This window comes from Acidovorax sp. sic0104 (assembly GCF_019219095.1).
Lineage (GTDB): Bacteria > Pseudomonadota > Gammaproteobacteria > Burkholderiales > Burkholderiaceae_C > Acidovorax.
The window spans coordinates 260,268-286,389 of the sequence record NZ_JAHUWH010000003.1 but is presented as its reverse complement, the minus strand read 5'-3'; the positions used below and the strand labels follow the sequence as shown (position 1 = coordinate 286,389).

The 26,122-nt window shown below is 67.4% G+C and carries 24 protein-coding genes and 2 tRNA genes; 12 read left to right on the top strand and 14 right to left on the bottom strand.

Annotated features, from left to right (window positions below; genetic code table 11):
• Positions 1-11 precede the first annotated feature (11 nt).
• The 4 genes from KW835_RS07770 to KW835_RS07755 all read right to left on the bottom strand — a co-directional run bounded on the left by KW835_RS07770 (position 12) and on the right by KW835_RS07755 (position 4,028).
• Complete coding sequence (locus KW835_RS07770; RefSeq protein ID WP_218381777.1) at positions 12-1,403, bottom strand: multicopper oxidase family protein; 1,392 nt, start codon at positions 1,401-1,403, stop codon at positions 12-14.
• A 2-nt stretch (positions 1,404-1,405) separates the two neighbouring features.
• The gene (locus KW835_RS07765; protein ID WP_218381776.1) at positions 1,406-2,869 is read right to left on the bottom strand and encodes a TolC family protein; all 1,464 of its coding nucleotides are present in this window, start codon (positions 2,867-2,869) and stop codon (positions 1,406-1,408) included.
• Entirely contained in the window at positions 2,866-3,195 is a 330-nt protein-coding gene (locus KW835_RS07760) for a hypothetical protein (RefSeq protein ID WP_218381775.1), read from the bottom strand. Before KW835_RS07760 ends, KW835_RS07765 begins: the two co-directional genes overlap by 4 nt.
• 302 nt (positions 3,196-3,497) lie before the next feature.
• On the bottom strand, positions 3,498-4,028 hold the full coding sequence (locus KW835_RS07755; protein ID WP_218381774.1) for a hypothetical protein: 531 nt from the start codon (positions 4,026-4,028) through the stop codon (positions 3,498-3,500).
• Positions 4,029-4,342: 314 nt separating this feature from the next.
• Here KW835_RS07755 and KW835_RS07750 point away from each other — a divergent pair, with 314 nt between their 5' ends.
• Complete coding sequence (locus KW835_RS07750) at positions 4,343-7,843, top strand: EAL domain-containing protein (RefSeq protein ID WP_339385515.1); 3,501 nt, start codon at positions 4,343-4,345, stop codon at positions 7,841-7,843.
• Between the two features lie 27 nt (positions 7,844-7,870).
• Here KW835_RS07750 and KW835_RS07745 read toward each other — a convergent pair whose 3' ends face one another.
• Complete coding sequence (locus tag KW835_RS07745) at positions 7,871-8,524, bottom strand: YitT family protein (protein WP_218381772.1); 654 nt, start codon at positions 8,522-8,524, stop codon at positions 7,871-7,873.
• Positions 8,525-8,856: 332 nt separating this feature from the next.
• Between KW835_RS07745 and KW835_RS07740 the strand changes: the two genes are divergently transcribed.
• The 5 genes from KW835_RS07740 (at position 8,857) to KW835_RS07720 (ending at position 14,206) form a co-directional block, all read left to right on the top strand.
• Positions 8,857-9,636 (top strand): DUF3348 family protein, encoded by a 780-nt coding sequence (locus KW835_RS07740; RefSeq protein ID WP_218381771.1) that lies wholly within the window; start codon positions 8,857-8,859, stop codon positions 9,634-9,636.
• Complete coding sequence (locus KW835_RS07735; protein ID WP_218381770.1) at positions 9,633-12,317, top strand: DUF802 domain-containing protein; 2,685 nt, start codon at positions 9,633-9,635, stop codon at positions 12,315-12,317. Before KW835_RS07740 ends, KW835_RS07735 begins: the two co-directional genes overlap by 4 nt.
• Entirely contained in the window at positions 12,314-12,970 is a 657-nt protein-coding gene (locus KW835_RS07730) for an OmpA family protein (protein WP_218381769.1), read from the top strand. The genes KW835_RS07735 and KW835_RS07730 overlap by 4 nt, the downstream gene beginning before the upstream one ends.
• A complete protein-coding gene (locus KW835_RS07725; protein ID WP_218381768.1) occupies positions 12,967-13,578 on the top strand; it encodes a DUF2894 domain-containing protein in 612 nt (203 codons plus the stop codon). Before KW835_RS07730 ends, KW835_RS07725 begins: the two co-directional genes overlap by 4 nt.
• 175 nt (positions 13,579-13,753) lie before the next feature.
• Positions 13,754-14,206, top strand: coding sequence for a response regulator (locus KW835_RS07720; RefSeq protein WP_218381767.1), 453 nt, complete (start codon positions 13,754-13,756; stop codon positions 14,204-14,206).
• An 87-nt stretch (positions 14,207-14,293) separates the two neighbouring features.
• Here the strand turns inward: KW835_RS07720 and KW835_RS27110 are convergent, their stop codons facing one another.
• Entirely contained in the window at positions 14,294-15,160 is an 867-nt protein-coding gene (locus KW835_RS27110) for a DUF3703 domain-containing protein (protein ID WP_218381766.1), read from the bottom strand.
• A 1-nt stretch (position 15,161) separates the two neighbouring features.
• Positions 15,162-15,830 carry a cation transporter gene (locus KW835_RS07710; RefSeq protein ID WP_218381765.1) on the bottom strand — a complete coding sequence of 223 codons (669 nt, stop codon included), beginning with the start codon at positions 15,828-15,830 and terminating at the stop codon, positions 15,162-15,164.
• A gap of 85 nt (positions 15,831-15,915) precedes the next feature.
• Here KW835_RS07710 and KW835_RS07705 point away from each other — a divergent pair, with 85 nt between their 5' ends.
• The 4 genes from KW835_RS07705 (at position 15,916) to KW835_RS07690 (ending at position 19,179) form a co-directional block, all read left to right on the top strand.
• Complete coding sequence (locus KW835_RS07705) at positions 15,916-16,386, top strand: Cd(II)/Pb(II)-responsive transcriptional regulator (RefSeq protein WP_218381764.1); 471 nt, start codon at positions 15,916-15,918, stop codon at positions 16,384-16,386.
• 167 nt (positions 16,387-16,553) lie between these two features.
• Positions 16,554-17,354, top strand: a complete 801-nt coding sequence (locus tag KW835_RS07700) for an ABC transporter permease (RefSeq protein ID WP_218381763.1) — start codon at positions 16,554-16,556, stop codon at positions 17,352-17,354.
• Between the two features lie 47 nt (positions 17,355-17,401).
• Positions 17,402-18,430: an MlaD family protein gene (locus KW835_RS07695; protein ID WP_255593364.1), complete on the top strand. Its 1,029-nt coding sequence runs from the start codon at positions 17,402-17,404 to the stop codon at positions 18,428-18,430.
• 173 nt (positions 18,431-18,603) lie between these two features.
• Positions 18,604-19,179, top strand: a complete 576-nt coding sequence (locus KW835_RS07690; RefSeq protein ID WP_255593385.1) for a hypothetical protein — start codon at positions 18,604-18,606, stop codon at positions 19,177-19,179.
• A gap of 62 nt (positions 19,180-19,241) precedes the next feature.
• On the opposite strand, the gene KW835_RS07685 is transcribed toward KW835_RS07690, so the two are convergent.
• Together KW835_RS07685 and KW835_RS07680 are read right to left on the bottom strand one after the other, a co-directional pair.
• Complete coding sequence (locus tag KW835_RS07685) at positions 19,242-19,643, bottom strand: hypothetical protein (protein ID WP_255593362.1); 402 nt, start codon at positions 19,641-19,643, stop codon at positions 19,242-19,244.
• A 164-nt stretch (positions 19,644-19,807) separates the two neighbouring features.
• The gene (locus KW835_RS07680; RefSeq protein ID WP_218381762.1) at positions 19,808-19,990 is read right to left on the bottom strand and encodes a hypothetical protein; all 183 of its coding nucleotides are present in this window, start codon (positions 19,988-19,990) and stop codon (positions 19,808-19,810) included.
• A gap of 417 nt (positions 19,991-20,407) precedes the next feature.
• On the opposite strand from KW835_RS07680, the gene KW835_RS07675 reads away from it, so the two are divergent.
• Positions 20,408-20,815 carry a hypothetical protein gene (locus KW835_RS07675; protein ID WP_218381761.1) on the top strand — a complete coding sequence of 136 codons (408 nt, stop codon included), beginning with the start codon at positions 20,408-20,410 and terminating at the stop codon, positions 20,813-20,815.
• Positions 20,816-21,023: 208 nt separating this feature from the next.
• On the opposite strand, the gene KW835_RS07670 is transcribed toward KW835_RS07675, so the two are convergent.
• The 3 genes from KW835_RS07670 to KW835_RS07660 all read right to left on the bottom strand — a co-directional run bounded on the left by KW835_RS07670 (position 21,024) and on the right by KW835_RS07660 (position 21,828).
• Positions 21,024-21,099, bottom strand: a tRNA-Asn gene (locus KW835_RS07670).
• 69 nt (positions 21,100-21,168) lie between these two features.
• Positions 21,169-21,244, bottom strand: a tRNA-Asn gene (locus KW835_RS07665).
• Between the two features lie 119 nt (positions 21,245-21,363).
• Positions 21,364-21,828, bottom strand: coding sequence for a YbaN family protein (locus tag KW835_RS07660; RefSeq protein ID WP_218381760.1), 465 nt, complete (start codon positions 21,826-21,828; stop codon positions 21,364-21,366).
• Positions 21,829-21,911: 83 nt separating this feature from the next.
• On the opposite strand from KW835_RS07660, the gene def reads away from it, so the two are divergent.
• Positions 21,912-22,451, top strand: coding sequence for a peptide deformylase (gene def / locus KW835_RS07655; RefSeq protein ID WP_218381759.1), 540 nt, complete (start codon positions 21,912-21,914; stop codon positions 22,449-22,451).
• Between the two features lie 37 nt (positions 22,452-22,488).
• Here the strand turns inward: def and KW835_RS07650 are convergent, their stop codons facing one another.
• Positions 22,489-25,080 (bottom strand): [protein-PII] uridylyltransferase, encoded by a 2,592-nt coding sequence (locus KW835_RS07650; RefSeq protein ID WP_218381758.1) that lies wholly within the window; start codon positions 25,078-25,080, stop codon positions 22,489-22,491.
• Positions 25,081-25,174: 94 nt separating this feature from the next.
• Positions 25,175-25,990 carry a type I methionyl aminopeptidase gene (gene map / locus KW835_RS07645; protein WP_218381757.1) on the bottom strand — a complete coding sequence of 272 codons (816 nt, stop codon included), beginning with the start codon at positions 25,988-25,990 and terminating at the stop codon, positions 25,175-25,177.
• Positions 25,991-26,122 lie beyond the last annotated feature (132 nt).

The following is a 26,122-nucleotide window of genomic DNA, read 5'->3' as shown; positions in this document are numbered from 1 at the left end:
TGTGTCCTGTATCAGTGCTGGTGGCCGCTGGCGGCCGGTTTGCGGGCATTCGCAGCGCCGGGGGCGATACCCGGCGTATCGGTGCGTGCGGGGCGGGGTGTGCTGGCCGGTGCGCCCTGCCATTCGTAGGCCTGCGTGCCCGGTGGCTGGATGTAGTGGCCCGGGTCGCGGTAGTCCCCTGCCGCCTGGTTGGCGCGCACCTTGAAAGTGGTGAACATGCCGCCCATCTCCAGCGGGCCATGGAGGCCGGTGCCGGTCATCATGGGGAAGGTGTTGTCGGGCAGCGGCATCTCCATGGCGCCCATGTCGGCCATGCCACGTTCGCCCATCACCATGTAGTCGGGCACGATCTTCTGGATCTTGCCGACCAAGCCCCGGTGGTCCACGCCGATCATGGTGGGCACGTCGTGTCCCATGGCGCCCATGGTGTGGTGGCTCTTGTGGCAGTGGAAGGCCCAGTCGCCGGGCTCGTCGGCCACCAGCTCCACCTGGCGCATCTGGCCCACTGCCACGTCGGTTGTCACCTCGGGCCAGCGTGCGCTGCGCGGCACGGGGCCGCCGTCGGTGCCGGTCACCTCGAACTCATGCCCGTGGATGTGGATGGGGTGGCTGGTCATGGTGAGATTGCCCACGCGGATGCGCACGCGCTCGCCCTGCCGCGCCACCAGCGGGCTGATGGCGGGGAACACGCGGCTGTTCCAGCACCAGATGTTGTGGTCCAGCATGGTGTTGACCTTGGGGGTCATGCTGCCGGGCTCCAAGTCAAAGGCGTTGAGCAAAAACGCGTAGTCGCGCTGTACCTTGGCGATCTGCGGGTGGCTGCCTTTGGGGTGGGTGATCCACAGGCCCATCATGCCCATGGCCATCTGCACCATCTCGTCGGCGTGCGGGTGGTACATGAAGGTGCCGGGGCGGCGCGCCACGAACTCGTACACGAAGGTCTTGCCCGGTGGAATCGCCGGCTGGTTGAGCCCGCCCACGCCGTCCATGCCATTGGGCAGGCGCTGGCCGTGCCAGTGGATGGTGGTGTGCTCGGGCAGGCGGTTGGTGACGAAGATGCGCACGCGGTCGCCTTCGACCACTTCGATCGTCGGCCCGGGGCTCTGGCCGTTGTAGCCCCACATGTTGACCATGAAGCCCGGCGCCACCTCGCGCACCACAGGCTCGGCCACCAGGTGGAACTCCTTGACGCCTGCATTCATGCGCCAGGGTGTTGTCCAGCCGTTGAGCGTGACTACGGGGTGGTAGGGGCGCCCCGTGGGCGGGTGCAGCGGCGGTGCGGTGTCGGCGCCGGCCTGCACCGCGGGCTCGGGCAGGGCCGCCATGGCCACCCTGTGGACGGATGTGGCGGACACGGCGGCCACGGCAGTGGCGGCGCCGGAGAAGAAATTGCGGCGGTTCATGGTCAGTGGCTTTGTGGGGTTGGGGCGGCAGCGCTGCCGGAGGCGGGGCCCGTGAGGGCGCCGGGCGATGTGCCGGTGAGGGCGAGCTGCAGGTCGGTTTCCGCCAGCCAGAAATCGCGCTGCGCGTTGATCGCGGTGGCAACAGCCTGGGTGCTGCTGCGGGCTTCGGCCAGCAGCTCCCAGACGCTGGCGAGCATGCCGTTGTAGCGCAGGGTGGTCTCGTCGGCGATGAACTGGCGCAGCGGAACCACCTCGCTTTGCTGCTGGTGGGCCAGGTCGAGCGTGGTGCGGTAGATGAGCCAGGTGGACCGCACCTCGCTGCGCGCGCGCACGGCGGTGTCCTGCAACTGGGCCGCGCTGTGCTCCACCTGCATCTGCGCGCGGGTGCGTGCGGCGCCGCCCCAGTCGAACAGGGGCACAGGCAGGTCCAGCTCCCAGCCGCGGGTGATCTCGCGGTGGCCGGTATCGCGTTCCACAGCGGTGTTGCGCTGGTAGGCCAGGCCGATGTCGCCGAACACCGCGCCCGCGCCGCTCCAGCCCTGCTGGCGGGCCTCGGTGTCGAGCTGGCGGCGTGCGGCCTGCACGTCGAGCCGCTCGCGCAGGGCCGTGGCTTCCAGGCCGTCCGCAGGCAAGGGGCTGGCGGGCAGAGCCGGCAACTGGTTGGCCAGCCGGTACTGCTGTGCCTGGATGCCCCACAGGCCCATTCGCTGGTTCAACTGCTCGCGCTCGGTGGCTGCGGCGAGACGCGCGCGGGCGCGCTGGGCACTGGCTTCATGCAGCACTGCCTGTTCGCGGGCGTGTTGCAGGCGGCTCCAGTTGCCCACGCGCACCATGCGGCGGGCCAGCTCGGCGCCTGCCTCTGCGGCTTCCACCATGCGGTCGTGGGTGTCGGCCACCTGCTCGGCAGCCACCGCGCGCAGCCAGGCGCGGCGCGCGTCGGCGGCCAGGGCCACCGTCTCCTGAGCGGCTTGCAGCGTGGCGATCTGCATGCGTTCGGCCTGCCTATCGGCGCGCCAGGGCAGGGTCAGCAGGCCCAGCAGGTTGAACGCCAGGCTGCGTTCGATCTCGCGTTCATGGGCGTTGCTCAGGCGGGCCAGCGAGAGATGCGGGTTGGGCAGCGTGATGGCCTGCACGCGCTCGGCATCTGCCACACCCAGTGCGGCCAGCCGGGCCTGCAGGCCCGGGTTGTTCAGCAGCGCGATGCGCACGGCGGCATCCTGCGTGAGGGGCTGGGCCAGCAAGGCTTGCACGGCTTTCTGCGCCTGTGCACCGGCTTGCGGGCCGGTGCCGGGCAAGGCTGCCGCAGGGGTGCTGCCCGTGCGGTGGGCCGTGAACGCGGCCACGTCGCCCCGCAGCCCGTCGGGCGAGACGCTGGCGCAGCCGGCCAGCATGGCGGCCGCAGCCAGCAGGCACCAGGTGCGCACGGCGCTGCGGTGCGCTGTGCCGCGGATGGCTCGGCGGCTCATGGCTTGCTCCCGGGCGCCGCGTGGCGGTGGGCCGGTGGGGTGTGGGGGGCAGATGCGGCTGGATCCGGCGCGGGCTGCTGGCGCGCCTCCCAGGCCAGGATGTCTGCATGGCCGCGCGCAAATGCGCCCACCGCGTCATTGGCCGCGCGCCAGGTCTCGGGCGGGGGGAGTGGCTCGGCCCCAAGGTGCGGCGTCGTGGCCAGGCTTTGGTAGGCCGGTGGAGTTGTGGCGGCATCGGGGTCGGCCGCACTGCCGTGGGCAAAGGCGGGGCCTGCCAGCGGCGGGAAGGCAAGGAACGATAAAACAAGGGATGCGGGAAGGTGCATGGCGATCTCCAGACAACAAAATCGTGGGAGCGCTGCAGGCTGGCGCACGGGGCGGGCAGCCGGAGGTCGTGGCCTGTGGGGTGCGGGCGTGCTGCCGCAGGGAGCAGCAGCACGGGGCGACATTGGCGAGAAGCGGTGAGAGGCGGTAGCAGGGACGCCCCGCGCGCCCAATGCTGCGGCGCTGCGGCAGGCAGGCCGACAACTCAGGAGGCAAAGCGATGCCGGTCCCTATCTCACTGCGCCGCAGTGTCACCACGGGCACGCACAGGCCCCGAATGCAGACGCACTTCGGGTGTTGGAGGTCAGGCGATGGGTGGCTTGATGGCACGCGCCGCGGGGGCGCTGTCAAACTGCGAGAAGGCGCGCGGCAGCGCCGTGCGCTGCGGGTGGGGCGCTGGAGTCACCACGCCGGGCGCTTCAAGCATGGCCGAGTGGCAGATCCCGCAGGCCGAGCAGGCACCGGTGTGGTGGCTGTGTCCGCCGCAGGCCCCGGTGCTGTCAGAGGCGCCATGGCAGGCCATGACGTGGGTCCCGTCCTGGAGCGCCTGCCCGTGGTCGTGGTCATGGTCGCTGCCATGATCGTGATCGTGGCTGGACGCCGGCACATCCACGATTGCGGGGCTGAATTCCTGCTCTGCCGGCGCTGCCCCGCTCGCACTGCGCATTGCATTGGCAGGCGCGAGCCCATGGCCCGAAGCTGTGTGCGAATGGACTGCGGCCTCGTGCCCGGGCTGAAGGGGTGCCGGCATCGCCATGCCGGTGGCCATGGCGCTACCCATCAGGCCTCGAAGGACCAGGACCATCATGAGCACGAAGTAAAAGCCGCGACGCATCCCTCGATGATACGGTAGCGGCATGCCGCGCTGCGAAGCCTCGCCCAGGCCGTTCTTGGTGTGCTCGCCATCCGTGAGGATGTATTCCTACACGGGGTACTGCCGAGGCCGTGCACAAAATAGGAGTACCTGATTCGCGCGTAGTTGTTTAGGATGAAAGCGCCGTTGCCGGCGCTTGTGCCTTGGCACCCCAACCCGGGTATGAACCGCGCAAGAAGCCCTATCTTCCTGAAAGGTCGCTGATGCCTTTGTGGCCGCCTCGGATCTCCGCAGTCTGGAGCACCCTGTCCGCCAGGATCCGGTGGCTGATTCTGGTGGCATCGCTTCCCGCGGTGGCTCTGCTGGTGCACCAGGCCAGCGAGCACCGGCTGGCGGGGGTGGCAGCTGCCGAGGACAAGGCCCGCCTCACCCTGCGCGCGGTGGTCGCAGGCCAGCAGCGCCTCGTTCAGACCACGCACGACTTCCTCAAGCAACTTGCGACCCAGCCCCAGGTGCATGACCCGTCGCAGCCGGCCTGCGGCTTGTTCCTGGCTGAAGTGCTGGCCTTGCAGCCCCTGTACGTGAACATTGGCGTTCCGCGCGCTGATGGCGAGCTTCTGTGCAACGCGCGCCCGCTCCAGGCGCCAGTCAATGTGGCCAACCGGCCGTATTTCCAGCGAGCGATCCAGGACCGTGAATTCTCGGTGGGTGCCTTCCAGATCGACCGTGCTGCGCAAGTGGCCAGCGTGAATTTCGCCGTGCCTGTGGTGCCGCCCGGCAGCGCCGAGCCCGTGGGCGCGGCAGTGGCTGTCGTGGGGCTGGAGTGGTGGAGCAAACGCCTGTCCGACCTGGGGCTGCCGGAAGGGGCGGTGGCGCGTGTGACCGACCCGCAAGGCAAGGTGCTGGCGCGCTTCCCGCCCGACCCCGCCGAGCTCGGCTCGGTGCTGGATGACGGGGCAGACATCAGCGCGCAATTGCTGAGTCCGGGCGAAGGCGTTCTGCAGCGCACCAATGCGCAAGGGCCGCACCTGGTGGTGTTTCAGCCGCTGGTCGAATCACGCGGCAAGGCGATCGCCACCATGAGCCTGACCGTGCCGCTCGGTGCACTGTACGCGGAAGCCAATCGGCACATGTGGATCGACATGGGCTTCTTGCTGGTAGGGGTCGTGCTGTCGTTCCTGCTGGCCAGGACCGGGGTGCGGCGTGGCGTCGTGCAGCCGCTGCAGCGGCTGATGGCTGCCACCGATGAGTTGGCCCAGGGACGGCACGTGCCACTGGAGCAGACAGAGGGATTGGCAGAGCTTGCGGAGCTCAGCCGGCGCTTCGACCGCATGGCGCGCACCCGGCAGGCGGCGGAGGTTCTTCTGCGCCAGAGCGAAGAGAACCTGGCAATCACCCTGCACTCGATCGGCGACGCCGTCATGGCTACGGATGCGGCCGGCAATGTCACGCGCATGAACCCCGTGGCGGAACGGCTCACGGGCTGGACCTTGGCACAGGCCCTCGGTCGGCCGCTGCGGGACGTGTTCCACGTTGTCAATGCCTCGACCCGCGCTGCGCAGCTCGATCCGGTGCATATGGTCATGGAGCGCGGTGAGATCGTGGAGCTGAGCAACCACACGACCTTGATCTCGCGCGACGGCGCCCAGTACCAGATTGCGGACAGTGCAGCGCCCATCCGCAGCGCGCAGGGCCAGATCGTGGGCGTGGTGCTGGTTTTCAGCGACGTCACCGGGGCCTACCAGGCGCGTGAGCAGCTGCAGGCCAACGCCGCACGCTTTCGGACGCTGGCTGCGCTGTCCTCGGACTGGTACTGGGAGCAGGACGCGCAGCTGCGGCTCACGCGGCTGGAAGGCAGTTCTGCAAGCCCGCCGGTGCAGGAAGTGGCCAAGCTCATCGGCAAGACCCGCTGGGAAGTGACTTCCCAGGGCGTGACCGACGCCCAGTGGGCGGAGCACCGCGCGCAGTTGGCCCGCCACGAGGAATTTCGCGACTTCGAGTTCCAGCGCGTCGCCCCGTCCGGCGAGGAATACTGGGTGTCCGTCAGCGGCACCCCTGTGTTTGACGACGCGGGCCGTTTCACGGGCTACCGGGGCGTGGGCAAGGACATCACGGCGCGCCGGCGTGACGAGCGGGAGCTGCGCATTGCCGCCATCGCGTTCGACTCGCAGGAAGGCATGGTGGTGACCGATGCGGATACGGTCATCCTGCGCACCAACCGAGCCTTCACGCGCCTCACGGGCTACGACGCCGACGAGGCGATGGGCCGCCGCGCCAGCATGCTGGCATCGGGCCACCACGACAAGGCTTTCTTCGACGCGATGTGGGCCAGCCTGAACGGCACCGGCGAATGGCGCGGCGAGATCTGGAACCGCTGCAAGAGCGGCGAGGTGCGCCTGAATGCCTTGGTCATCACAGCAGTGCGGGATGAGCGGGGCACGCTCACGCACTATGTTGGCATGCTGAGCGACCTGACCCAGCGCACACAGGCCGCGCGCGAGATCGAGACCTTGGCGTTCTACGACCCGCTCACCCACCTGCCCAACCGCCGGCTGATGCTGGACCGCCTGCAGCAGGCGTTTGCCACCAGTGCCCGAACAGGCATGCAGGGTGCTCTCCTGTGCCTGGACCTGGACCACTTCAAGACCCTGAACGATACGCTGGGCCACGACATGGGCGATGTGCTGCTGCAGCAGGTCGCGCAGCGCCTGGTGGCCTGCGTGCGCGAGGGCGACACGGTGGCGCGGCTCGGAGGCGACGAGTTCCTGATCCTTCTGGAAGACCTGGGCGCGCATGCCACCGAAGCGGCCGAGCAGGCGCAGGTGGTGGGCGAGAAGATCCTTCTGTCGCTGAACCGGTCGTACCAGTTGGCATCGCACCACGTGCACAGCACCACCAGCGTGGGCGCGGTGCTGTTCAATGCGCAGGGCCAGACGGTGGAAGACCTTGTCAAACATGCCGACCTGGCCATGTACGCCGCAAAGACCGCTGGGCGCAACAGCATCCGCTTCTTCGACCCCATGATGCAGGCGGCCGTCACGGCCCGCGCTGCGTTGGAGAGTGACCTGCGCGGAGCGTTGGAGCAGGGCCAGTTCGTGCTGCATTTCCAGCCGCAGATGGGCTGCGGCTTGCACATGGTGGGCGCGGAGGCGTTGATCCGCTGGAACCATCCGGTGCGCGGCATGGTGCCGCCGCTCGAATTCATTGCGCTGGCGGAAGAAACCGGCCTGATCGTGCCCATCGGCCAATGGGTGCTGCGCACCGCCTGCGCGCAGCTGCGGCGTTGGCAGGATCATCCGGCGACTGCGCCGTTGCAGCTGGCCGTGAACGTGAGCGCACGCCAGTTCCGTCAGGCCGATTTCATGGAGCAGGTCGTGGCGGCACTGCGTGAGACCGGCGCGCGGCCCGAACAGCTCAAGCTGGAGCTGACGGAGAGCCTCGCCCTGGAGAACGTGGACGACACCATTGACAAGATGCATGCCCTGCGTGCGCTGGGCCTGCGTTTTTCCATGGACGACTTCGGTACCGGGCAATCGTCGCTGGCCTATCTCACTCGGCTGCCGCTGGACCAGCTCAAGATCGATCAGAGCTTCGTGCGCAACATCGGCATCCAGGACGCGGACTCGCTCATCGTGCAGACCATCATCGGAATGGCGCAGAGCCTGGGCATCGATGTGATCGCCGAAGGCGTCGAGACGGAAGCGCAGCGCGTCTTCCTCGAGCGCCACGGCTGCACGCTGTGGCAGGGCTACCTGATGGGACGGCCCGCGCCGGCCGAAGAGCTGGAGCAGCGGCTCAAGGCACCGGCCACTGGGCCCGCAGGTGGCCCTGGCTAGACCCTGGTGGCCCGCGGCCGCGCGTATTCACACCGCCATGTAGCGCCCCGGCCGGTGGTTCATGGCCAGCACAAGATTCAGCGCCACAGCGCCCGCAATCGAGCAGGCCACCCGCACGGGGTCCACAGTCCACAGGGCCAGCAGCACGATGCAGCAGTCCACGGCCATCTGCACCTTGCCTGCGCGCCACCCGTAGCGGTCCTGCAGGTACAGCGCCGCGATGCCGACGCCGCCGAGGCTGCACCGGTGGCGAAACAGCACCAGAAAGCCGGTGCCCGTGATCAAACCGCCGGCAATCGCGGCGTACAGCGGCTGCAGCTGCGCAAACTGCAGCCACTGTGATTGCACTTCGGTGAGCAGCGACAGCAGCAGCACCGCAGCGAATGTCTTGATGGTGAATGCGCGCCCGAGCTTGCGCAGGGCCAGCCAGTAGAACGGCAGGTTCAGCACGAAGAAGATCTTGCCGAAGCCGATGCCTGTGGCGTAGTGCAGCAGGAACGCCAGCCCGGCGGTTCCCCCCGTGAGCAGTCCGGCGGTGGTAAAGAAGGCCACTCCCACCGAAATCAGCAACACCCCTGTGAAGATGGCGAGCGCGTCTTCCGTCAGGGTGTGCGGTACGGCGGCTGGGGCGGTCAGGGTTGCGCAGGAAGGCGTGGCAGGGGCGGAGGGTGAACTGGGCATGGTGCAATGGCGGCGGGCAGTGCGGAATCCGGACGATGGCCGGGCGGCCGATTGGACCATGCAAGCCTCATGCCGGAGTTGTCGCGCGTCAAGGTGACGCACAGGACGCCACGGTGCTGTATTTCAACAGCGACCGCGTGGCGCCGGCGAGGGGACGGGACGGGACGGGACGGGACGGGACATTCTCAGATGTAACACCTGCAACCTTGGGGGAGGCCTCGCAGATGCCTGTCCGGTTCCTGCGAAAATAGCCGGTTTTGCCTGCGGGGAACGATTCCCTGGCGCCGGCGCCCTTGGGGGCGAGGCCAGGCGCAGTGAATGGTTTCTCAGGGATGTATCCGCAACACAGACTCAGCAGCTCGGGCCTCGTTGTCCTGCTCCAGCAATGGATGCAGGCCGACGCGGGCGTTGCCGCGCGCCTGGACGTGGGCCTGGACGTGGCCGAGCAGATGGGCCAGGGCCTGAGCACGGTGGAGGCAGTGACCCTGAGCCGGTCGTTGCACGCCATCGAATCGTTCGCGCAGGATGCAGCGACCGGCGAGAGAGTGGACGTGCCAGCGCTGGAGCAGGCCGTTCAGCGGGCGAAGGCGGAGCTGACCGAACTGGCCTGTGCGCCACCCGCGCGCGCCAGGCCGGTGCGGGAGCGTGCGGACAACACCCGCGCCCAGGCGCCGGACCTGAAGGCCGAAGGCGAGTTCGGTTTCCACGCGCCGCGCTACCTCGGCCTGCAAAAACAGCTCGATGCCAGGCTGCTGGCCTTGCGTTCCCAGGTACGACAGGGGTTGGCGCAGGGCCCGAGGGCTCTGCGGCAACTCGCGGCGCTGGACGCGGTCATGGAGCAGCTCACCTGCGTGCGGGAGCAGCGACTGTGGGCCTCGCTGCCCGTGCACCTGGACAAGCGCCTGGTGCAGCTGCGCACGGCCCACCAGCAGCGGCTCGCAGCCCTGGGGCAGACCGACGAGCCGCTGCGGTGGCGCGATCCCGGAGGCTGGCTGACCGTATTCGAGCGGGATCTGCAGGCGCTGCTGCTGGCCGAGATGCACGTGCGGATGCAACCCATCACGGGCCTGCTGGAGGCAGCCCGCAACGAGAACATGGAACGACAGGAATGAACAAGAGTGTGATGGCCGCCGTATTTGCCCTGGGCTTGGCGGCAGTGGGTTGGGTGGTTTGGGGATTCGTGGGGTCGAGCCCGCTGGCGCTGGCTATGACGCTGTTGATCGGCGCCGTCTATGTGCTGGGTGCGCTGGAGTTGCTGCAGTTCCGCAAAGGCACGGTGGCGTTGGCCGGTGCCCTCGCCGACGGGGCGCCGCAGCCGCTGGCGGACCTGGGCCCCTGGCTGGAGCGCTTGCCCGCCCCGCTGCGCCATCCGGTGCGCCAGCGTATCGAGGGCGAGCGTGCAGTGCTGCCGGGGCCCGCGCTCACGCCGTATCTCGTGGGCTTGCTGGTCATGCTGGGCATGCTGGGCACGTTCCTGGGGATGGTCGTCACCTTCAAGGGCGCGGTGTTTGCCTTGGAGACGTCCTCCAACCTGGAGGCGATCCGTGCCGCGCTGGCAGAGCCCATCAAGGGCCTGGGCCTGTCATTCGGCACCTCGGTGGCCGGGGTGGCGGCTTCTGCCATGCTGGGACTTTTGTCTGCCATGGCGCGCCGTGAGCGCCTGGCGGCGTTGCGGCTGCTCGACGCGCGCATTCCGGCGATGTTCCGGCCGTTTTCGGCGGCCCACCGGCGTGACGAGACCTTCCAGGCGCTGCAGGCGCAGGCGCAGGCACTGCCGTTGATTGCCGACCGTCTGCAGAGCCTGGTGGAAGGGTTGGAGCGACGCCACGACACTCTGGCAGAGCAACTGCTGGTGCAGCAAAAGGGTTTCCACAGCGAGGCATCTTCGGCCTACAGCCAACTGGCCTGCGCCGTGGGAACGTCACTTCACGACAGCCTGGGGGCGAGCGCGCGGGTGGCTGGCGAGACGCTGCGGCCCGTGGTCGAGCAGGCGATGGCCGAGCTGGCGCTGGAGTCGCAGCGCGCGCACCAGCGGCTCACGGACGCCACTGCAGCCCAGATGCAAGCTCTGTCAGCCCAGTGGGAAGGCACGGCCCGCCAGGTCTCGGGCACCTGGACATCCGCGCTGGAACACCACGCGCATTCGCACTCCCGCCTGATGGGCGATCTCGAAGTCGCCCTGCAGTCCGTCACGGCGGCATTCGAGCAACGCTCCAGCGCATTGCAGGTGGCTTTGCAGGACACCGTGGCGCAGTCGCACGCCGCCCAGCAGGCAGCCGATGAGCAGCGCCTGGCCGGATGGGCGCAATCGATGGAAGGCATGGCGCAAACCCTGGCAGCGCAGTGGGAGCGTGCAGGCGCGCGCACGGTGGAGCAGCAGCAGGGCCTGCACGGCGCTCTGGAGGGTGCCACGGCGCGGCTGGAGCAGTCCCTGTTTGCTGCCACCCAGGCCTTCGAGCAGCGCTCTGCGGCGCTGGTCGTTTCGCTGCAAGAGACGGCAGCCGCCACGCAGGCGTCGAACGCCGCAGCGGACGAGCAGCGCATCGCCAATTGGCGCGCGTCGATGGACGGCATGGCGCAGACCCTCGCCGCCGAATGGCAGCGCGTGGCTGGGCAGGCAGCAGAGCAGCAGCAGGGCGTGGGCCAGGCGCTGCATGGCGCCGCCACGCAGCTTGACGGCGCGCTACAGGCTGCGACCCAGGCCTTTGAGCAGCGCTCCAGCGCGCTGCTGTCGTCGCTGCAGGACACCGTGGCGCAGTCCCACGCAGCCCAGGCGGCGGCGGACCAGACGCGCCTGGCCGGCTGGCATGCCTCGATGCAGGACGTGACGCAGTCGCTCACGGCCGAGTGGCACCGCATGAGCACCCAGACCCTGGAGCGCCAGCAAGCCGTGTGCGACGGGCTGGAGACCGCGGTGACCGGTCTGACCGGCCGCATGGGCGAGCAAGTGGCCCGCACCCTGGACGGCACGGCGCGGCTGATGGACCAGTCCGAGGCCTTGATGCGCACCCGCACCGACGCGGAAGCCCAATGGCTGCAAGCGCAGGGGGACCGCATGGATGCGCTGGCGGGTGTGTGGCGCACCGAACTCGCGGCGCTCCGGGATGCCGAGGCAGAGCGCGGCCGCGCTGCGGTGGACCGCCTGGAGATGCTGCAGGAGGCCGTGGCGCAGCACCTGGCCACGCTGGGCTCCGCCCTGGAGGCACCGCTCGCGCGGCTGCTGCAGACGGCATCCGACGTGCCGCAGGCGGCGGCGCAGGTCATCGCCCAGTTGCGCCACGAGATGACGCAACTGAGCGAGCGGGATAACGTCGCGCTGGCCGAGCGCACTGCCATGATGGAACAACTGGGCACGCTGCTGCAGTCCGTCAACGAAGCGGCCGTGCAGCAGCGCGGCGCCATCGAGTCCCTGGTGGGCACGGCGGCGTCGGCGCTGGAGCAGGCTGCGTCGCAATTTGCGCAGGCCCTGGACCAGCAGTCGGGCAGGGCGGGCGAGGTGGCCACCCATGTGGCCGCCAGCGCGGTGGAACTGTCCAGCCTGGGTGAGGCCTTCGGCCACGGCGTGGGGCTGTTCACCGCCAGCAATGACAAGCTCATGGAGAGCCTGCAGCGCATCGAAGGTGCCATTGGTCAGTCCCTGTCCCGCAGCGATGAGCAACTGGCCTACTACGTGGCCCAGGCACGCGAGGTGATCGACCTGAGCATCGCTTCGCAGCAGGGCATCGTCGAAGACCTGCGCCGGCTCAACGGCAAGGCTGCGGCTGCCTCTGCCGTGCACGAGGTGGCCGGATGATGGGCGGGGACGATGCCATCGACGATGGCACCGAACAGGCCGCCCCTGTGTGGGCGGTGTTTGGCGACCTCATGGCGGGCCTGCTGGGCGCCTTCGTGCTGATACTGGTGGGCGTGCTGGTGGTGCAGATCGATCTGGTCGCCAGCCTCAAGCAGGAGGTGGAAAAACGCCAACACGAAGAGAAGCGCCGCATGGCCCTGGAAAAGGCGCTGGCGGTGCCCCTGGCCAGCGGCCGCGTCACGATGAACAACGGCCGCATCGGCATCAGCGGCAGCGTGCTGTTCGCCGCCGGCTCCGACGAACTGCGGCCCGAGGGCCGGCAGCTTCTCAATAGCATGGTGCAGCCGCTGCAGGTGTACCTGCGCGAGCGCGACGAGATGCTGATGGTGAGCGGTTTCACCGACAACACGACGCTGCTGCAAGGTCGCCATCAGCGCTTCTCCGACAACCTGGAGCTGTCGGCGCAGCGGGCGCTCACGGTGGCGCGCGCGCTCATCGACGAAGGCATGCCGTCGTCGCAGGTGTTTGCGGCCGCGTTCGGCGCCGAGCAGCCCGTGGCATCGAATGCCGACGAAAAAGGGCGTGCGCAGAACCGCCGGGTGGAGATGGCACCGGTGCCCAAGGCCACGAACACCCCTGCCCGCGCGCAATGAGCGAAACCACCATCCCGTCGCTCAAAGCCCGGGGGGCCGACCGGCATGACCCGGTGCGCTTTCGCTATCTGGAGGCGATGGCAGAGCGTCTGGCTGCGCAGCCTGCCGCGGTGCAGCAGGTGCTGGCTCACCGGCTGCAAAGGGCGCTGGCCGACTACGCCGACAGGGTTGCTCAGGCCGAGAAAACCGACAGCCCGGGCCAGGCTGGCCCCCACGCCGCAGAACCGCTTGCGCCTTCGCCACTGGTACTGCTCAACCGCGATCTCGATGCGCGGGCGCAGGCTGAGGCGGACCGGGTGCGTGTCGAGGGGGGCGCCAGCGCTTCGGAGATGAAGAGCGTGCGTGCGTTCAGCGAGGTCTGGTCGCGCATCTCCGCCGAGCGGCAGGTCGCCCAGGCGATCGACCGGGGGCCGGAGAATGCAGGCCCGCTCAACCCGCACAGGCTCATGCTGCGCTCGCTCAGCCTGATGCGGACCCTGTCGCCCGACTACACGCGGTGCTTTCTGTCGCAGATGGATTCGCTGCTCTGGCTGGAGCAGGCCAACAGTCCGCGCGCGCGGAACTTCAGTGCGCCCGGCCGCACATCCCGGGCTCGGGCCAAGGGGTAGTTGCGAGCCCGCCGACTGACGGCGCAGGCCACCCGCCTGGGCGCGTGTAAGCCCTGGTGAGCACGAATCTTTCGCTTCTCCCAGCGAACACGCGGCGCCATCGCCTACATGCAACGGTGCAGGGTGCGGCGAGATTGAGTGCTTCACCACGGCCACCAGACGTCAGGGCTCACCAATGCCTCTCAGCACCATCCTCGTCGAAGACAGCAAAACCATCCAGGAAACGCTGGTGCCTGCGCTGCAAGAGCTGGCGGACGCGCATGTGGTGGCGATTGCCGCCACCGCCAGCGACGCCATCGAAGCACTTGCGCAGTGGCGGGAGGACTGGCAATTGATGGTGGTGGACCTGTTTCTGCAGGAGGGCTCTGGACTGGACGTGCTCCAGGCCCTGCAGCAACGGCAAGGGCTGCGGGCCACGCAGCCGGCGCGACAGGGAGAGCCCGGCCAGCATGTCTATGTGCTGTCGAACTATGCTACCGCCGACATGCGCCGCCAGTGCAAGGCTCTGGGCGCGGACGGGGTGTTCGACAAATCGACGGAGCTGGAGGCCTTTTTCGAGCTGTGCAGCGGGTTGCCGCACCCAGCGGACCGGGGTAGCGAGGATGCGGGCTCGCCGGGTCTCAGGTGAGTACCCTGATTTGCGACCGGGCTTGCAGTGGCATGCAGCGGCTCGAAGGGCTCGGAGCGGATTGACTCGCCTGCTGGAGACTTGCCTTTACCGCCGCACGAAATCGCCAAGTGCCTGATCGATCAGCGCCTGAACCTCTGCAGTTGGGGTCATGGGCTTGAACGCGTTGACGTGGCTGCGCCCGATGTTTCCGCGCGGTAGCCGGTCGAGCAGATGGCCCACGGACACCAGCGCGAGCCGCAGAAGTTGGCCGGCAGCTTCCCGCAGATCCCGCAGCGCCAGCGCGTAGTGCAGCATCGCGCAGTGGGACTGCCAGTGCAGGGGCAGCGAACCCTGGCCCACCACATGGGCGGCTTCCAGCCAACGCCAGCGGGCAGGCGGCGCTGCGCCGGCACTGTTGGCAAAACCTTCGAGAAGCTGATCGACAGCGCGGCGTCGTCGCCACGGGGTTGGTGGCGGTGCCGGGCCGTCGGAGGATTCATGTCTGAAAAGGGTGCGGGCCAGCGCACGCCAGCGGCGCTGCCGGTGCCGGAAGAAAAGCCAGGCGAAAACCGCGCTCAGCGGCGTCATGAGCCAGGGCAGGTAGCGTGCGGCCACATCGATATCGTCGGTGTACAGGGTCGCACCCTGAGGCAAGGCCTGCACCGTGATGCGATGGTCCCACCGGCACATGAGCCTGCCTTGTCCGTTGTCACGCAGGATGGGCCAGCCGCCCGCCTGCTGCGCGGGTTCGATGGAAATGCGCACGGCCTGCGAGCCCAAGGGGAGCAGGCCCAGCAGCCGCATGTGCACTTGCAGCTCGCCCACGGTCCAGCGGGTCGGCCAGGCGGCGCCGTCTGCCGGTGTGAACACCATGACCGGCGCCGTGATGTGACGGAACACCTCCGTGCTCTGCAACTGCAGCGCAACCCAGTCCGGCGGGGCCTCCAGGCGGGTCGACGAGCGCACCCGCATCTCAGTGTGCTCCGCTACGGGCAGGGGTACCGGTGGCCAACTCCTGCCGTGCCTGGCGGACCACGCTCCAGCCCCCTGTGATGGCCAGCCAGGCCATGATGGCTGCCACCGCCAGGTCGGGCCAGGCGGTACCGGTGCCGAACACGCCCAGCGCGGCCAGCATCACGGCCATGTTGCCCAGTGCATCGTTGCGGGTGCATAGCCAGACGCTGCGCATGTTGGCGTCACCCTCGCGGTAGGCGTACAGCAGCGCGGCCACGCCCAGATTGGCAGCCAGCGCCAGCAGACCCACGGTGCCCATCGTCAGCGGCTCGGGGGGGATGCCCTGCCAGGCACCCCAGGCCACGCGGGCCACCACCACCATCCCGAACGCGAGCATGCTCGCTCCCTTGACGATCGCCGCGCGTGCGCGCCACGCCAGCGCCATCGATAGCACCCACAGCGACAGCGCGTAGTTGGCTGCGTCCCCCAGGAAGTCGATGGCATCCGCCAGCAGCGATGCCGAGCCTGATTGCACCCCTGCACCGATTTCCAGCACGAACATTGCGGCGTTGACGACGAGTGCGACCCACAGGATGCGCCGGTAGCGCGGGTCGGCGGTGGCCGGAACGCCATGGTCGTGGTGGTTGTGGTTGTGGTTTTGGTTGTGGTGTTGGCAATTGGCAGACATGGGTCCTTCTTTCTTTCTCGGGATTCCACAGGTTTTGAATGCGATGGCATGATTGGAAACCTTGAAGTCACTTGAAGGTCAAGCCATGTTGCAGACGGTTATCGACACTCCGCAGTTGCGCATCGGCCAAGCAGCCCGGCAGTCCGGGGTGTCCGCCGCCAACATCCGCTACTACGAGAAAGAGGGCCTGCTGGCTGCTGGCGCGCGCGAAGACAACAGCTACCGCCTGTACAGCGGCGACGACGTGCATCGCCTGCGCTTCATCCGCCTGTGCCGGGCCATGGACATGTCGCTGGACGAAGTGCGCACGCTGCTGGCCCTGGACTGGAGCCGCAAGGCCGACTGCGAGGCCGCGCGCGACACGTTGGACGAACACCTGCAGCACGTGCGCAGCCGCCTGGCGGAACTGCAGGCGCTCGAGGCCGACCTGTTGGCGCTGCGCAGCCGCTGCGATGGCTCGGATGAGCACTGCCACATCATCGAGGCGCTGCATGAGCGCGCGGATGCCCAGCCTTGTGCATCGCCCGTTTCCGGGGTGGGCAAGCGGCATGTGTAGGGCTGCGTCCCGGCTGCGTGTGAGGAGCTGTTTCAGTCATCTCCTGAATGCTATTAAAAATATAGCTAATGGCGTTGGTGTGTCAAGCGATAGAAGCCAAAAATGGCCTGTAATCTTGGTGCCGTCCGGTGGACGTGCGACCTCCGGCACGCCGCTATGATCCGGTCATGATTGCGCGCTTGCCCGGCCTGTCCCTGCCCGAACGTGTGTGGAGCACCGCGCGGCGCTGGGCGGTGGCCTGGTGGCGCATTCTCTATCTGGGCGCCGTCGTGCTGGTGCTGGTGCTGTCGCCGTCGAGCTACGGCCGGGGGACGCGCCGGGCCCTGGCGCGCCACCTGTACCTCGACACCGCGCCTGTGCTGCTGGGCTTCACCGTGCTGGCCGCGCTGATCAGCCTGGTACTCACGCGCATCGTGGTGGTCACTGCGCTCAGCTACGGCCTGTCGCGCTATGCCCTCGAAATGGTGATCCGCGTGCTGGTGCTGGAGCTGATCCCGCTCACGGCAGCGCTGTTCGTGGCCATGCGATGCACCATACCCAATGGCAGCCAGATCACGCGCTTGCGGCAGACAGGCCGCTTCGACACCCTGCGCGAGCAGGGCTCCGACCCGGTGCGCATCGAGCTGCTGCCACGCGTGGTCGCCGGCGTGTTCGCCTGCATCACGCTGGCAGCGCTCAGCTGCGTGGTGGCGTTGGTGCTGGCCTACCTGGGGGTGTATGGTTTCAACCTCGCGGGGCTGCAGAGCTATACGCGGATGTTCGGCCAGGTGTTCAGTCCCACCGTCACCCTGGTGTTCGTGCTCAAGACCGTGTTCTTTGCCCTGGCCGTGGCCCTGATCCCCATGGCGGCAGGGCTCTACGACTCAGGCGAGCGCACGCAGCCCGATTCCGAGTTGGGCGGCCTGGCGCGCATGTTCGCCGTGCTCCTGCTCATCGAAGTGGCGTCGCTCATGGGCAACTACTACTGAGCAACCCGCACCACAGCCTGCAAAATCCGCGCGTCCCCACCCGGCCCATGAACGACACTACTCACCGACCCCCTGCCTCCGGCCAGCCGTCACCTGTGCACGCTGGCGATGTTCCGCCGGTGGAGACGCTTCGCCCGGTGGCCCACCTGGAGATCAAGGCGGCAGCGCTGCTGCTGTTCATGCTAGCGCTCGTCGTGGGCTCGGGTCTCTACCTGCTGTATGCGCGTGGCGCCTTCGAGCCCACACAGACCTTGGTGCTGACAGCCGACGATTCCGAGGGCGTGGTGGTGGGCATGGACATGACCTTCTCGGGATTCCCCATCGGCCGTGTGCGCCGCATCGAGCTTGCCAATGAGGGCAACGCCCGCATCATCGTCGACGTGCCCCGCAAGGACGCGCACTGGCTGCGGCAGTCGAGCGTATTCACCCTGGTTCGCGGTATCGTGGGAGGCACCAACATCCGCGCCTACACCGGCATGCTCAATGATGAGCCCTTGCTCGACGGGGCCGTGCGCCCCGTGCTGCGGGGCGATGCCACCGCGGAGATTCCGCAGCTCATGGCATCGGCGCGTGAACTGCTGACCAACCTGAACGCGCTCACGGCGCAGGATGCAGCTCTGGGCGGCAGCCTGGCCCAGGTGCGCACGCTCACCGAGCGGCTCAATGGCCCTGGGGGTGTGCTGGGGGTGCTGATGGGCAACGAGGCCGATGCGAAGAAGATCGTATCCACCTTGGAGCGCACCAACGCCTTGCTTGCGCGTCTTGACGGCATGGCTGCCCGCGCAGACCGTCAGGTGTTTGGCAGCGACGGCAGCAAGGACGCGCTGGTGCCGGAAGTGCGGGCCACAGTGGCCCAGCTCAATGGGCTGCTGGCCGACACCCGCACCAGCCTTCAGAAGGTGGATGCCGTGCTGGTGGAGGCGCAGGCCATTGGCGCCAATGCGCGCGAGGCCACCACTGACCTGGGCGCCCTGCGGGCCGAGGTGGAGAGCAATCTGCGCAAGGTCGAAACCCTGGTCAATGAGATCAATCGCAAGTGGCCCTTTGCCAGGGATACGGAGCTCAAACTGCCATGAAGTCCGATGATGGTGCTGCCGCTGCTGCCGCAGCAAAGAATCCTTTCGCCCGCAGCGTCCGCAGACACTCGTCGCGCGCATCTGCACGTTTCGTTCTGGCTGCCGCCATCACTGCCGGGGTTGCGCTGGGCCTGGCCGCCTGCTCGAGCAAGCCCGCGGTACCAGACTGGCAAATGAATGCCCATGCGTCCGCGAACAAGGCCATCGAGGCCTATCTGTCGGGCAACACGCGGGTGGAACTGCTCGAGTGGGATCGGGCCCGTGGGGAGGTGTCCCGCACAGGGCGGCCCGACCTGCTGGCGCGCCTGGAACTGATGCGCTGCGCTGCCATGGTGGCCAGCCTGGTTCCCGGGCCGTGCGAGCGTTTCGAGGCCCTGCGCGCCGACGCGGCGCCAGCTGAGCGTGCCTACGCCGACTACCTGGCAGGACGTCTTGACCCGACGCAGGCCCCGTTGCTTCCCGAGCCCCAGCGCAAGGTCGCGGCGTCGCCCGATATCGCTGCGCTGGCGGCCATGCCCGACCCTCTGTCGCGGCTGGTGGCAGCCGGCGTGCTGCTCCAGGGCGCTCGCATCAGCCCCGAAGCCATGGCAATCGCGGTGGATACCGCGTCAGGTCAAGGCTGGCGCAGACCGCTGATGGCCTGGCTGGTTTTGCAGGCTCAGCGTGCGGAGGCTGTGGGAGATTCTGCGGCCAGCGCCGCGCTGAAGCGGCGTATCTTGATACTGGAGCAGGGCACGCCAAGACGTTGAAGCGGCTGCCAGGGCGGTGCAGTTGTGCGACGGGCAGGGCCGGGCTGCCGCTGCGTTGTCTGCTAGCGCAGACGGGCCTCCAACTGGCTTTCGATGTGATCGCGCTCGGAAGCAAACTGTTGGGCCGTAATCTCATGGGCTTCGTACTTGCGCGCGGTGGACAGCAGCAGCACTGTGTTTTCCAGGCGCGTGTCCTGCTGCAGCGAGGGCGGCAGCGCCGTCAGCCGATCAAAGCTCTGGCGGTAGAACTCGCTCCAGCTCATGGTGCCTGCCTGGGCCTGCGCGCGCGCGGTGTCGTGCCAGCGCGCAAACTCGTCCAGCGTGCCGTCGCGCGGGCTCGTGCAACCCAGCATCAGAGCCCCCGCGGCGATGGCCGCGATCAGCCAGGCGCTTCGCAGGACATGAAAGGAGGGGAGGGAAAAGCCGACCGGGAAGCCAGCGGGGGTGCGAAAACGGGAGTTCATGATCGTCCTCCATTTTGGCCACCACCGTAACCTGTGGTGCGCAGCGCCAAATGGTACTCCGATGCTATGGTTTTTTCTACCCGGGTGTTGCTGGCGTGCGCAATGGGCGTCATGCGATTCTCCCTTGCGCCGGTGGCGACCCCGAATGACGGGCAGACCGCCGGTCACTCAAACAGGCTGGCGGGAAGAATCTGGTCCAAGCCATTCGGGAGCATTGCCGTGGAGTCCGCCGACTGGACAGCAAAGTCCGGGGTCATCACGGAGGCCGCGGCCAGCACGGCAAGTACAACGGCACCGACAAACGCAGCAAGTGCACGCATTCCGGGCGGCAGAGGGTGGCGTTTCATGGCAATGTCCTTGGAAAAAGGGGGTAGATCTCAATGACCGTTTGTGTCGCCGCAATGGCCGACATGGCTATTTGAGCAACGGCCACCAAGAGCGTCTGTCAGACAACGGCGATAACCGCGTTGATGATGGATTTGTTGCCTTTGGTTGCAATTGAATGGAGATCACACCAAGCCGGTCCTGTCTGCTGCCGGGTGCGAAGTGCCTTCGGCGCCTGCGCTGGATTCGGAGGTGGCATACGGGCGTGTCATGTCAGTCCCCGTCGCGGGGCGGCATTCTGCGGTTTTCGTATGTTCCTACCCGCCTGGGCGGACGTCTCTGACAAGGCCCGTGGTCAGTCAATACCCTAATGGCCTGAGCCGGGCTCATTCACCGCCCCCTGTGTGCCATGGTGCCCGGTTTTGAACGGAGGTGAAACCATGCAATCCGAGTCCCTCAACACCTTGCATCTGCGTCAATCGATGGTTGGCGAGGAAGACCCCGGCGCCGCGCTGGATGTCGTCACATCGATGCTGCGCAGGACTGCCCGAAATGGGCCTGAATCCACTGCAGACGCGGTGCCAGGTGGCCCCGTCGACACGGCCGCATGTCCTGCCAGGATCCAATTGAGCTGCAGTGACGATGGCAGGAACATTGACATCGGCGTGACCTGGCCCAACCACCCTTGGAGCGACGTCGCCAAGCTGCTGGGCCTGGTGGTCGCTCACCATGGCGCCATTGCAGATACTGCGCGGTCGGTATCGGACGCGGCCGGACTTCGCAGCGTCGAGTTGGAGGTGGATGAAGACACCGACGGCGTGTTCTACGTCAGCCGCAGAGATTGCTAGTTGCAACTTCCAACAGGTAGCGCCCGGACTCTGGCCGGATTGGATTTTTCAGCCCGCAGGTCGAAAGGCGTCCGTAGATGCAGCGGAGCGCGCCGAAGAAGCGCTCATGAGCAGGCCCGACGGGTATTTTTCTGCGCCCTGATGCTCTGGCGGATGGTGTGGTGTACAACAAAAAAGCCCACCATGGATCCATGGTGGGCTTTCAATGTGGCTCCTCGACCTGGGCTCGAACCAGGGACCTACGGATTAACAGTCCGGCGCTCTACCGACTGAGCTATCGAGGAATGATCGGTACGACTTGCAACTGACTAATTGAAAGGCCCCGCGTACACATGCAGGGCCTGCAAAATTCTTGGCTCCTCGACCTGGGCTCGAACCAGGGACCTACGGATTAACAGTCCGGCGCTCTACCGACTGAGCTATCGAGGAACAAGACTTAGATTATATACACAAAAAACACGTGCTGAAAACTCGCCTGGCAGGTTGTGGGGTGCATGTCGAAGGTTCAGCAGCCAGCCTGCGGTGGCTGCGCTGGTTGCGCGCATGTGTCACGGCTCGGGCCTGAGCCACAGCCAGATGAGCACACATGCCATGCAGATGGAGACAAGTGCGGTCACCCAGGTGCGCGTGCCGCCGACCCACAGGATGGTCGCACTGGCCGCCATGACGGTGCTCGCGCTCCATTTGGCGCGGCGGCTGACCTTGCCCCCCTGCGCCCAGTTGTGCAGCAGGGGGCCGAAAAACCGATGGTTCCAGAGCCACCGGTACAGCCGTGGAGAACTGCGCGCTGCTGCCCATGCCGCCATGAGAATGAACACGGTGGTGGGCAGTCCCGGAACGATCACACCGATGATGCCCATCACCAGGCACAGCACCGCAAACGCCAGCAGCAGCCACCGCACGGGCCACGGCAAGGGCTGCAGGGTCTGGCTGCTCGCGTTCGCCGCGGCTGTTGCGGCGGTTGCGGAGTGCGGGACTGCCGCTTCTGTGGCGTCTGTGGGCGGTGTGGCCATGGGCGGTATTGTCGCCCGCACGTTGCTGGCCGCGCTATGCTGCGCTTCACCGGCATCCGCCCGCAAAAACCACGACCCACCCGATGACCGTTCACACCATCCTCAAGATGGGCGACCCGCGCCTGCTGCGCGTGGCCCAGCCCGTGACCGAATTCGACACCGATGCCCTGCACCTGCTGGTGCGCGACATGTTCGACACCATGCGCGCCGTCAATGGCGCGGGCCTGGCCGCGCCGCAGATTGGCGTGGACCTGCAATTGGTGATTTTTGGCTCCAATGCACGCAACCCCCGCTACCCAGACCGCCCGCTGGTGCCTCCCACCGTGCTGCTCAACCCGGTGATCACCCCATTGGGCGACGAAGAGGACGAGGATTGGGAAGGCTGCCTGTCGGTACCCGGCCTGCGGGGCAAGGTTCCGCGTTGGTCGCGTATCCGCTACACGGGCAGGGACCCCTATGGCGATCCCATCGATCGCACGGTGGATGGTTTTCACGCGCGTGTGGTGCAGCATGAGTGTGATCACCTCGTCGGCAAGCTCTACCCCATGCGGGTGCGCGACTTCACGCAGTTTGGTTTCACCGACGTGCTGTTTCCCGACATCAGCGCCAACGAAGACGACTGACCGCTCGCGAGGCGGTCGATATGCCGGCCGCCGCCAGTCAGTCCGACAGCTCGCGCAGGAGTTCCGTCTCGATCTGGATCTGCCGCGCGTTGTTCTGCAACTCGGGCCCTTGCACGAGGAAGGTGTCCTCCACACGTTCGCCAAGCGTGCTGACCTTGGCCAGTTGCACGCTCAGGTGGTGCTGCGCCAGGATGCGCGCCACCAGGTACAGCAGGCCGGCGCGGTCGCTGGCGGAGATGGCCAGCAGCCAGCGCTGCGCTTTCTCGTCCGGCCGCAGGGTGACGCGTGGCGCGACCGGAAAGCTCTTGACCCGGCGGGATACCCGCCGGCGTGCAGGTTCCGGCAGCGGGCCGCCGGTTTCGATCACCCGCACCAGATCGCTCTCGACCATGTGCGTGAGCTCTCGGTAGTGCCCTGGTTGAGATGACGCCACGACCTGGAATGTATCGAGCGCATAGCCGTTATTGGCGGTGTGCACTCGGGCGTCCAGGATGGAGAAGCCCGCGCGGTCGAAGTACCCGCAGATGCGCGCGAACAGATCGGCCTGGTCGGCGGCATACACCATGACCTGCAGGCCGTCGCCCGCCAGCGACTGGCGCGCGCGCACCACGGGTTTGGCTGTGCCGACGTGGCGCGACAGGTGGCGGGTGTGCCAGGCGATGTCGGCGGCCTCGTGGCGCATGAAGTAGCTCACGTCCAGCGTGTCCCAGAGCTTCTTGTGCGCCTCGAAGGGCAGGGCGCTGAGCGCCAGCAGCACCAGCGCCTCGCGCTTGCGGGCCTCGACCTCGGCTGCTGCGTCGGGCGCGCGGCCGCCCAGGGCGCGCAGGGTGGCGCGGTACAGGTCTTCCAGCAGCTTGCCCTTCCAGGCGTTCCAGACCTTGGGGCTGGTGCCACGGATGTCGGCCACGGTCAGCAGGTACAGCGCCGTGAGGTAGCGCTCGTTGCCCACGCGTTTGGCAAACGCCGCGATCACGTCCGGATCGCTCAGGTCTTCCTTTTGCGCGATGCGGCTCATGGAAAGGTGTTCGCTGACCAGAAATTCCACCAGCTTCGCGTCCTCGCGGCCTACGCTGTGCTGCCGGCAGAAGTGCCGGACTTCCTGCGCGCCGATCACCGAATGGTCGCCGCCGCGGCCCTTGCCGATGTCGTGGAACAGCGCAGCCAGGTACAGCAGCCAGGGCTTGTCCCAACCGCCCGCCAGCTGCGAGCAAAACGGGTACTCGTGCGCATGCTCGGCCATGAAGAAGCGGCGCACGTTGCGCAGCACCATCAGGATGTGCTGGTCCACCGTGTAGACGTGGAACAGGTCGTGCTGCATCTGCCCCACGATGCTGCGAAAGGCCCACAGGTAGCGCCCCAGCACCGAAGTCTGGTTCATGAGCCGCATCGCGTGCGTGATGCCCGAGGGCTGTTGCAGGATGCGCATGAAGTTGGCACGGTTGACCGGGTCGCGGCGGAAGGCACCGTCCATCACGCCGCGCGCGTTGTACAGCGCGCGCAGGGTGCGGGCCGACAGGTCTTTCAAGCCCACCGTGGTCTGGTAGAGCAAAAAGGTCTCCAAAATGGCGTGCGGATCGCGCTGGTACAGGTCGTCACTGGCCACCTCGATGAGGCCGGCCTTCTCGAAGAAGCGCTCGTTGATGGGGCGCGGCTCGTGCGTGGAGGGGTTCAGTCGCTCCTCGATGTTGAGCAGCAAAATCTGGCTGAGCTGCGACACGGCCTTGGCCGCCCAGTAGTAGCGCCGCATCAGGCTTTCGCTCGCGCGCATGGGCAGGCGCGAGCCGTCGGGCGAGAGTGAGCGGTAGCCGAACGATTCAGCCACGGCGGTCTGCAGGTCGAACACCAGGCGGTCTTCATGCCGTCCGGCCGCGGCATGCAGGCGTGCGCGGATGAGGCACAGCACGGCTTCGTTGCGCTCGATCTGGCGTACCTCGAAAGCCGTGGCCATGCCGCTGGCCGCCAGCTCTTTCCAGTTGCGGCCCAGGCCTGCTGCTTGCGAGACCCACAGGATCATCTGCAGGTCGCGCAGCCCGCCGGGCGACTCCTTGCAGTTGGGCTCCAGCGAGTAGGGCGTGTTCTCGTACTTGTTGTGGCGCTGGCGCATCTCCAGCGTCTTGGCCACCAGGAAGGCCTGCGGGTCCATCTGCAGGCGGTACTGGCGCTGGAACTCGGCAAACAGCGCGGCGTCGCCGCACACGAGGCGTGATTCGAGCAGCGAGGTCTGCACGGTGACGTCGCCCGCGCTCTCAGCCAGGCATTCGGCCACCGTGCGTACGCTGGAGCCGATCTCCAGGCCCGCATCCCAACAGCTGCCGATGAAGCCTTCAAGCCGGGTGCGCAGCGCGCTGCCCGCCTCGGGGGCCACGCCTTCGGGCAGCAGCAGCAGCACATCGACGTCCGAATACGGAAAGAGCTGGTCCCGGCCGAAGCCGCCCACGGCCACCAGCGCCATGTCAGGGGGCATCCCTGCGCGCTGCCACAGGGTGTGCAGCAGGTGGCCCGCCAGGGTGGAGAGCTTGCGCAGCAGCACACGGATGCCGCGCGTGGAGGTGCCAGTGGCCTGCAATGCGGTCAGCAGGGCGGCCTTGTCACGACGATACGCGTCGCGAAGGGCATGGATTTCGGTCATGGTCGTCGTGTGTCGCGCTGTGAAGGGGCCATGCAAAAGCCATGCAAAAGTTGTGCGCGCCCGCTGGCAGAGGCAGGCATGCAGGCGGGGCCGGTCAGGTCTTGGTCGCGGTGACGAAGGACGGCAGAGGCGGCGAGCCGGCCGACAGCGTCATCACTTCGTAGCCCGTTTCGGTGACCAGCACCGTGTGCTCCCACTGGGCGGACAGGCTGTGGTCCTTGGTCACGATGGTCCAGCCGTCGTTGCCGTGTTCCTTCACCTCGCGGCGGCCTGCGTTGATCATGGGCTCGATGGTGAAGACCATGCCGGGAACCAGCTCTTCCAGCGTGCCAGGGCGGCCGTAGTGCAGCACCTGCGGCTCTTCGTGGAACCTCTGGCCGATGCCGTGGCCGCAGAACTCCCGCACGATGGAGAAGCCCTGCGCTTCCGCGAACTTCTGGATGGCGTGGCCGATGTCGCCCAGCCGGGCGCCGGGCCTGACCTGCACGATGCCGTGCCACATGGCCTCGAAGGTGATGGCGCACAGGCGCTTGGCGGCGATGGACCCCTCGCCGATGATGTACATGCGGCTGTTGTCGCCGTACCAGCCGTCCTTGGTGATCACGGTGACATCCACATTGACGATGTCGCCCTTCTTCAGGGGCTTGTCGTTGGGGATGCCGTGGCACACCACGTGATTGACCGAAGTGCACAGCGAGGCCGGGTAGGGCGGGTAGCCTGGGGGCTGGTAGCCCACCGTGGCCGAGATGGTGCCTTGCTGCGCCATGCATTCGGCGCCCAGGCGGTCGATCTCTTTGGTGGTGATGCCGGGTTTGATGTGCGGGGCGATGTAGTCCAGCACTTCGGAGGCCAGGCGGCACGCCAGGCGCATGCCCTCGATGTCCGCGGCGCTTTTGATGGTGATGCTCATGCCGCAATTATCCCATCGCACCCCGCCGGCTGCAGAGGGGGCCGGGCAGCCCGGTAAAATGCCGGGCTGACCACTTGGTTCCCGCCCACCGGCCGGGGGCTTCGCGTCAGCGCCACCACGTACCCCTCACAC

Bases quoted from the DNA above. Each gene is read 5' to 3' on its own strand.
- KW835_RS07770 (WP_218381777.1), bottom strand. From the start codon at position 1,403: ATGAACCGCCGCAATTTCTTCTCCGGCGCCGCCACTGCCGTGGCCGCC.
- KW835_RS07765 (WP_218381776.1), bottom strand. From the start codon at position 2,869: ATGAGCCGCCGAGCCATCCGCGGCACAGCGCACCGCAGCGCCGTGCGC.
- KW835_RS07760 (WP_218381775.1), bottom strand. From the start codon at position 3,195: ATGCACCTTCCCGCATCCCTTGTTTTATCGTTCCTTGCCTTCCCGCCG.
- KW835_RS07755 (WP_218381774.1), bottom strand. From the start codon at position 4,028: ATGCGTCGCGGCTTTTACTTCGTGCTCATGATGGTCCTGGTCCTTCGA.
- KW835_RS07745 (WP_218381772.1), bottom strand. From the start codon at position 8,524: ATGCCCAGTTCACCCTCCGCCCCTGCCACGCCTTCCTGCGCAACCCTG.
- KW835_RS07740 (WP_218381771.1), top strand. From the start codon at position 8,857: ATGTATCCGCAACACAGACTCAGCAGCTCGGGCCTCGTTGTCCTGCTC.
- KW835_RS07735 (WP_218381770.1), top strand. From the start codon at position 9,633: ATGAACAAGAGTGTGATGGCCGCCGTATTTGCCCTGGGCTTGGCGGCA.
- KW835_RS07730 (WP_218381769.1), top strand. From the start codon at position 12,314: ATGATGGGCGGGGACGATGCCATCGACGATGGCACCGAACAGGCCGCC.
- KW835_RS07725 (WP_218381768.1), top strand. From the start codon at position 12,967: ATGAGCGAAACCACCATCCCGTCGCTCAAAGCCCGGGGGGCCGACCGG.
- KW835_RS07720 (WP_218381767.1), top strand. From the start codon at position 13,754: ATGCCTCTCAGCACCATCCTCGTCGAAGACAGCAAAACCATCCAGGAA.
- KW835_RS27110 (WP_218381766.1), bottom strand. From the start codon at position 15,160: ATGCGGGTGCGCTCGTCGACCCGCCTGGAGGCCCCGCCGGACTGGGTT.
- KW835_RS07710 (WP_218381765.1), bottom strand. From the start codon at position 15,830: ATGTCTGCCAATTGCCAACACCACAACCAAAACCACAACCACAACCAC.
- KW835_RS07705 (WP_218381764.1), top strand. From the start codon at position 15,916: ATGTTGCAGACGGTTATCGACACTCCGCAGTTGCGCATCGGCCAAGCA.
- KW835_RS07700 (WP_218381763.1), top strand. From the start codon at position 16,554: ATGATTGCGCGCTTGCCCGGCCTGTCCCTGCCCGAACGTGTGTGGAGC.
- KW835_RS07695 (WP_255593364.1), top strand. From the start codon at position 17,402: ATGAACGACACTACTCACCGACCCCCTGCCTCCGGCCAGCCGTCACCT.
- KW835_RS07690 (WP_255593385.1), top strand. From the start codon at position 18,604: ATGAATGCCCATGCGTCCGCGAACAAGGCCATCGAGGCCTATCTGTCG.
- KW835_RS07685 (WP_255593362.1), bottom strand. From the start codon at position 19,643: ATGAACTCCCGTTTTCGCACCCCCGCTGGCTTCCCGGTCGGCTTTTCC.
- KW835_RS07680 (WP_218381762.1), bottom strand. From the start codon at position 19,990: ATGAAACGCCACCCTCTGCCGCCCGGAATGCGTGCACTTGCTGCGTTT.
- KW835_RS07675 (WP_218381761.1), top strand. From the start codon at position 20,408: ATGCAATCCGAGTCCCTCAACACCTTGCATCTGCGTCAATCGATGGTT.
- KW835_RS07660 (WP_218381760.1), bottom strand. From the start codon at position 21,828: ATGGCCACACCGCCCACAGACGCCACAGAAGCGGCAGTCCCGCACTCC.
- def (WP_218381759.1), top strand. From the start codon at position 21,912: ATGACCGTTCACACCATCCTCAAGATGGGCGACCCGCGCCTGCTGCGC.
- KW835_RS07650 (WP_218381758.1), bottom strand. From the start codon at position 25,080: ATGACCGAAATCCATGCCCTTCGCGACGCGTATCGTCGTGACAAGGCC.
- map (WP_218381757.1), bottom strand. From the start codon at position 25,990: ATGAGCATCACCATCAAAAGCGCCGCGGACATCGAGGGCATGCGCCTG.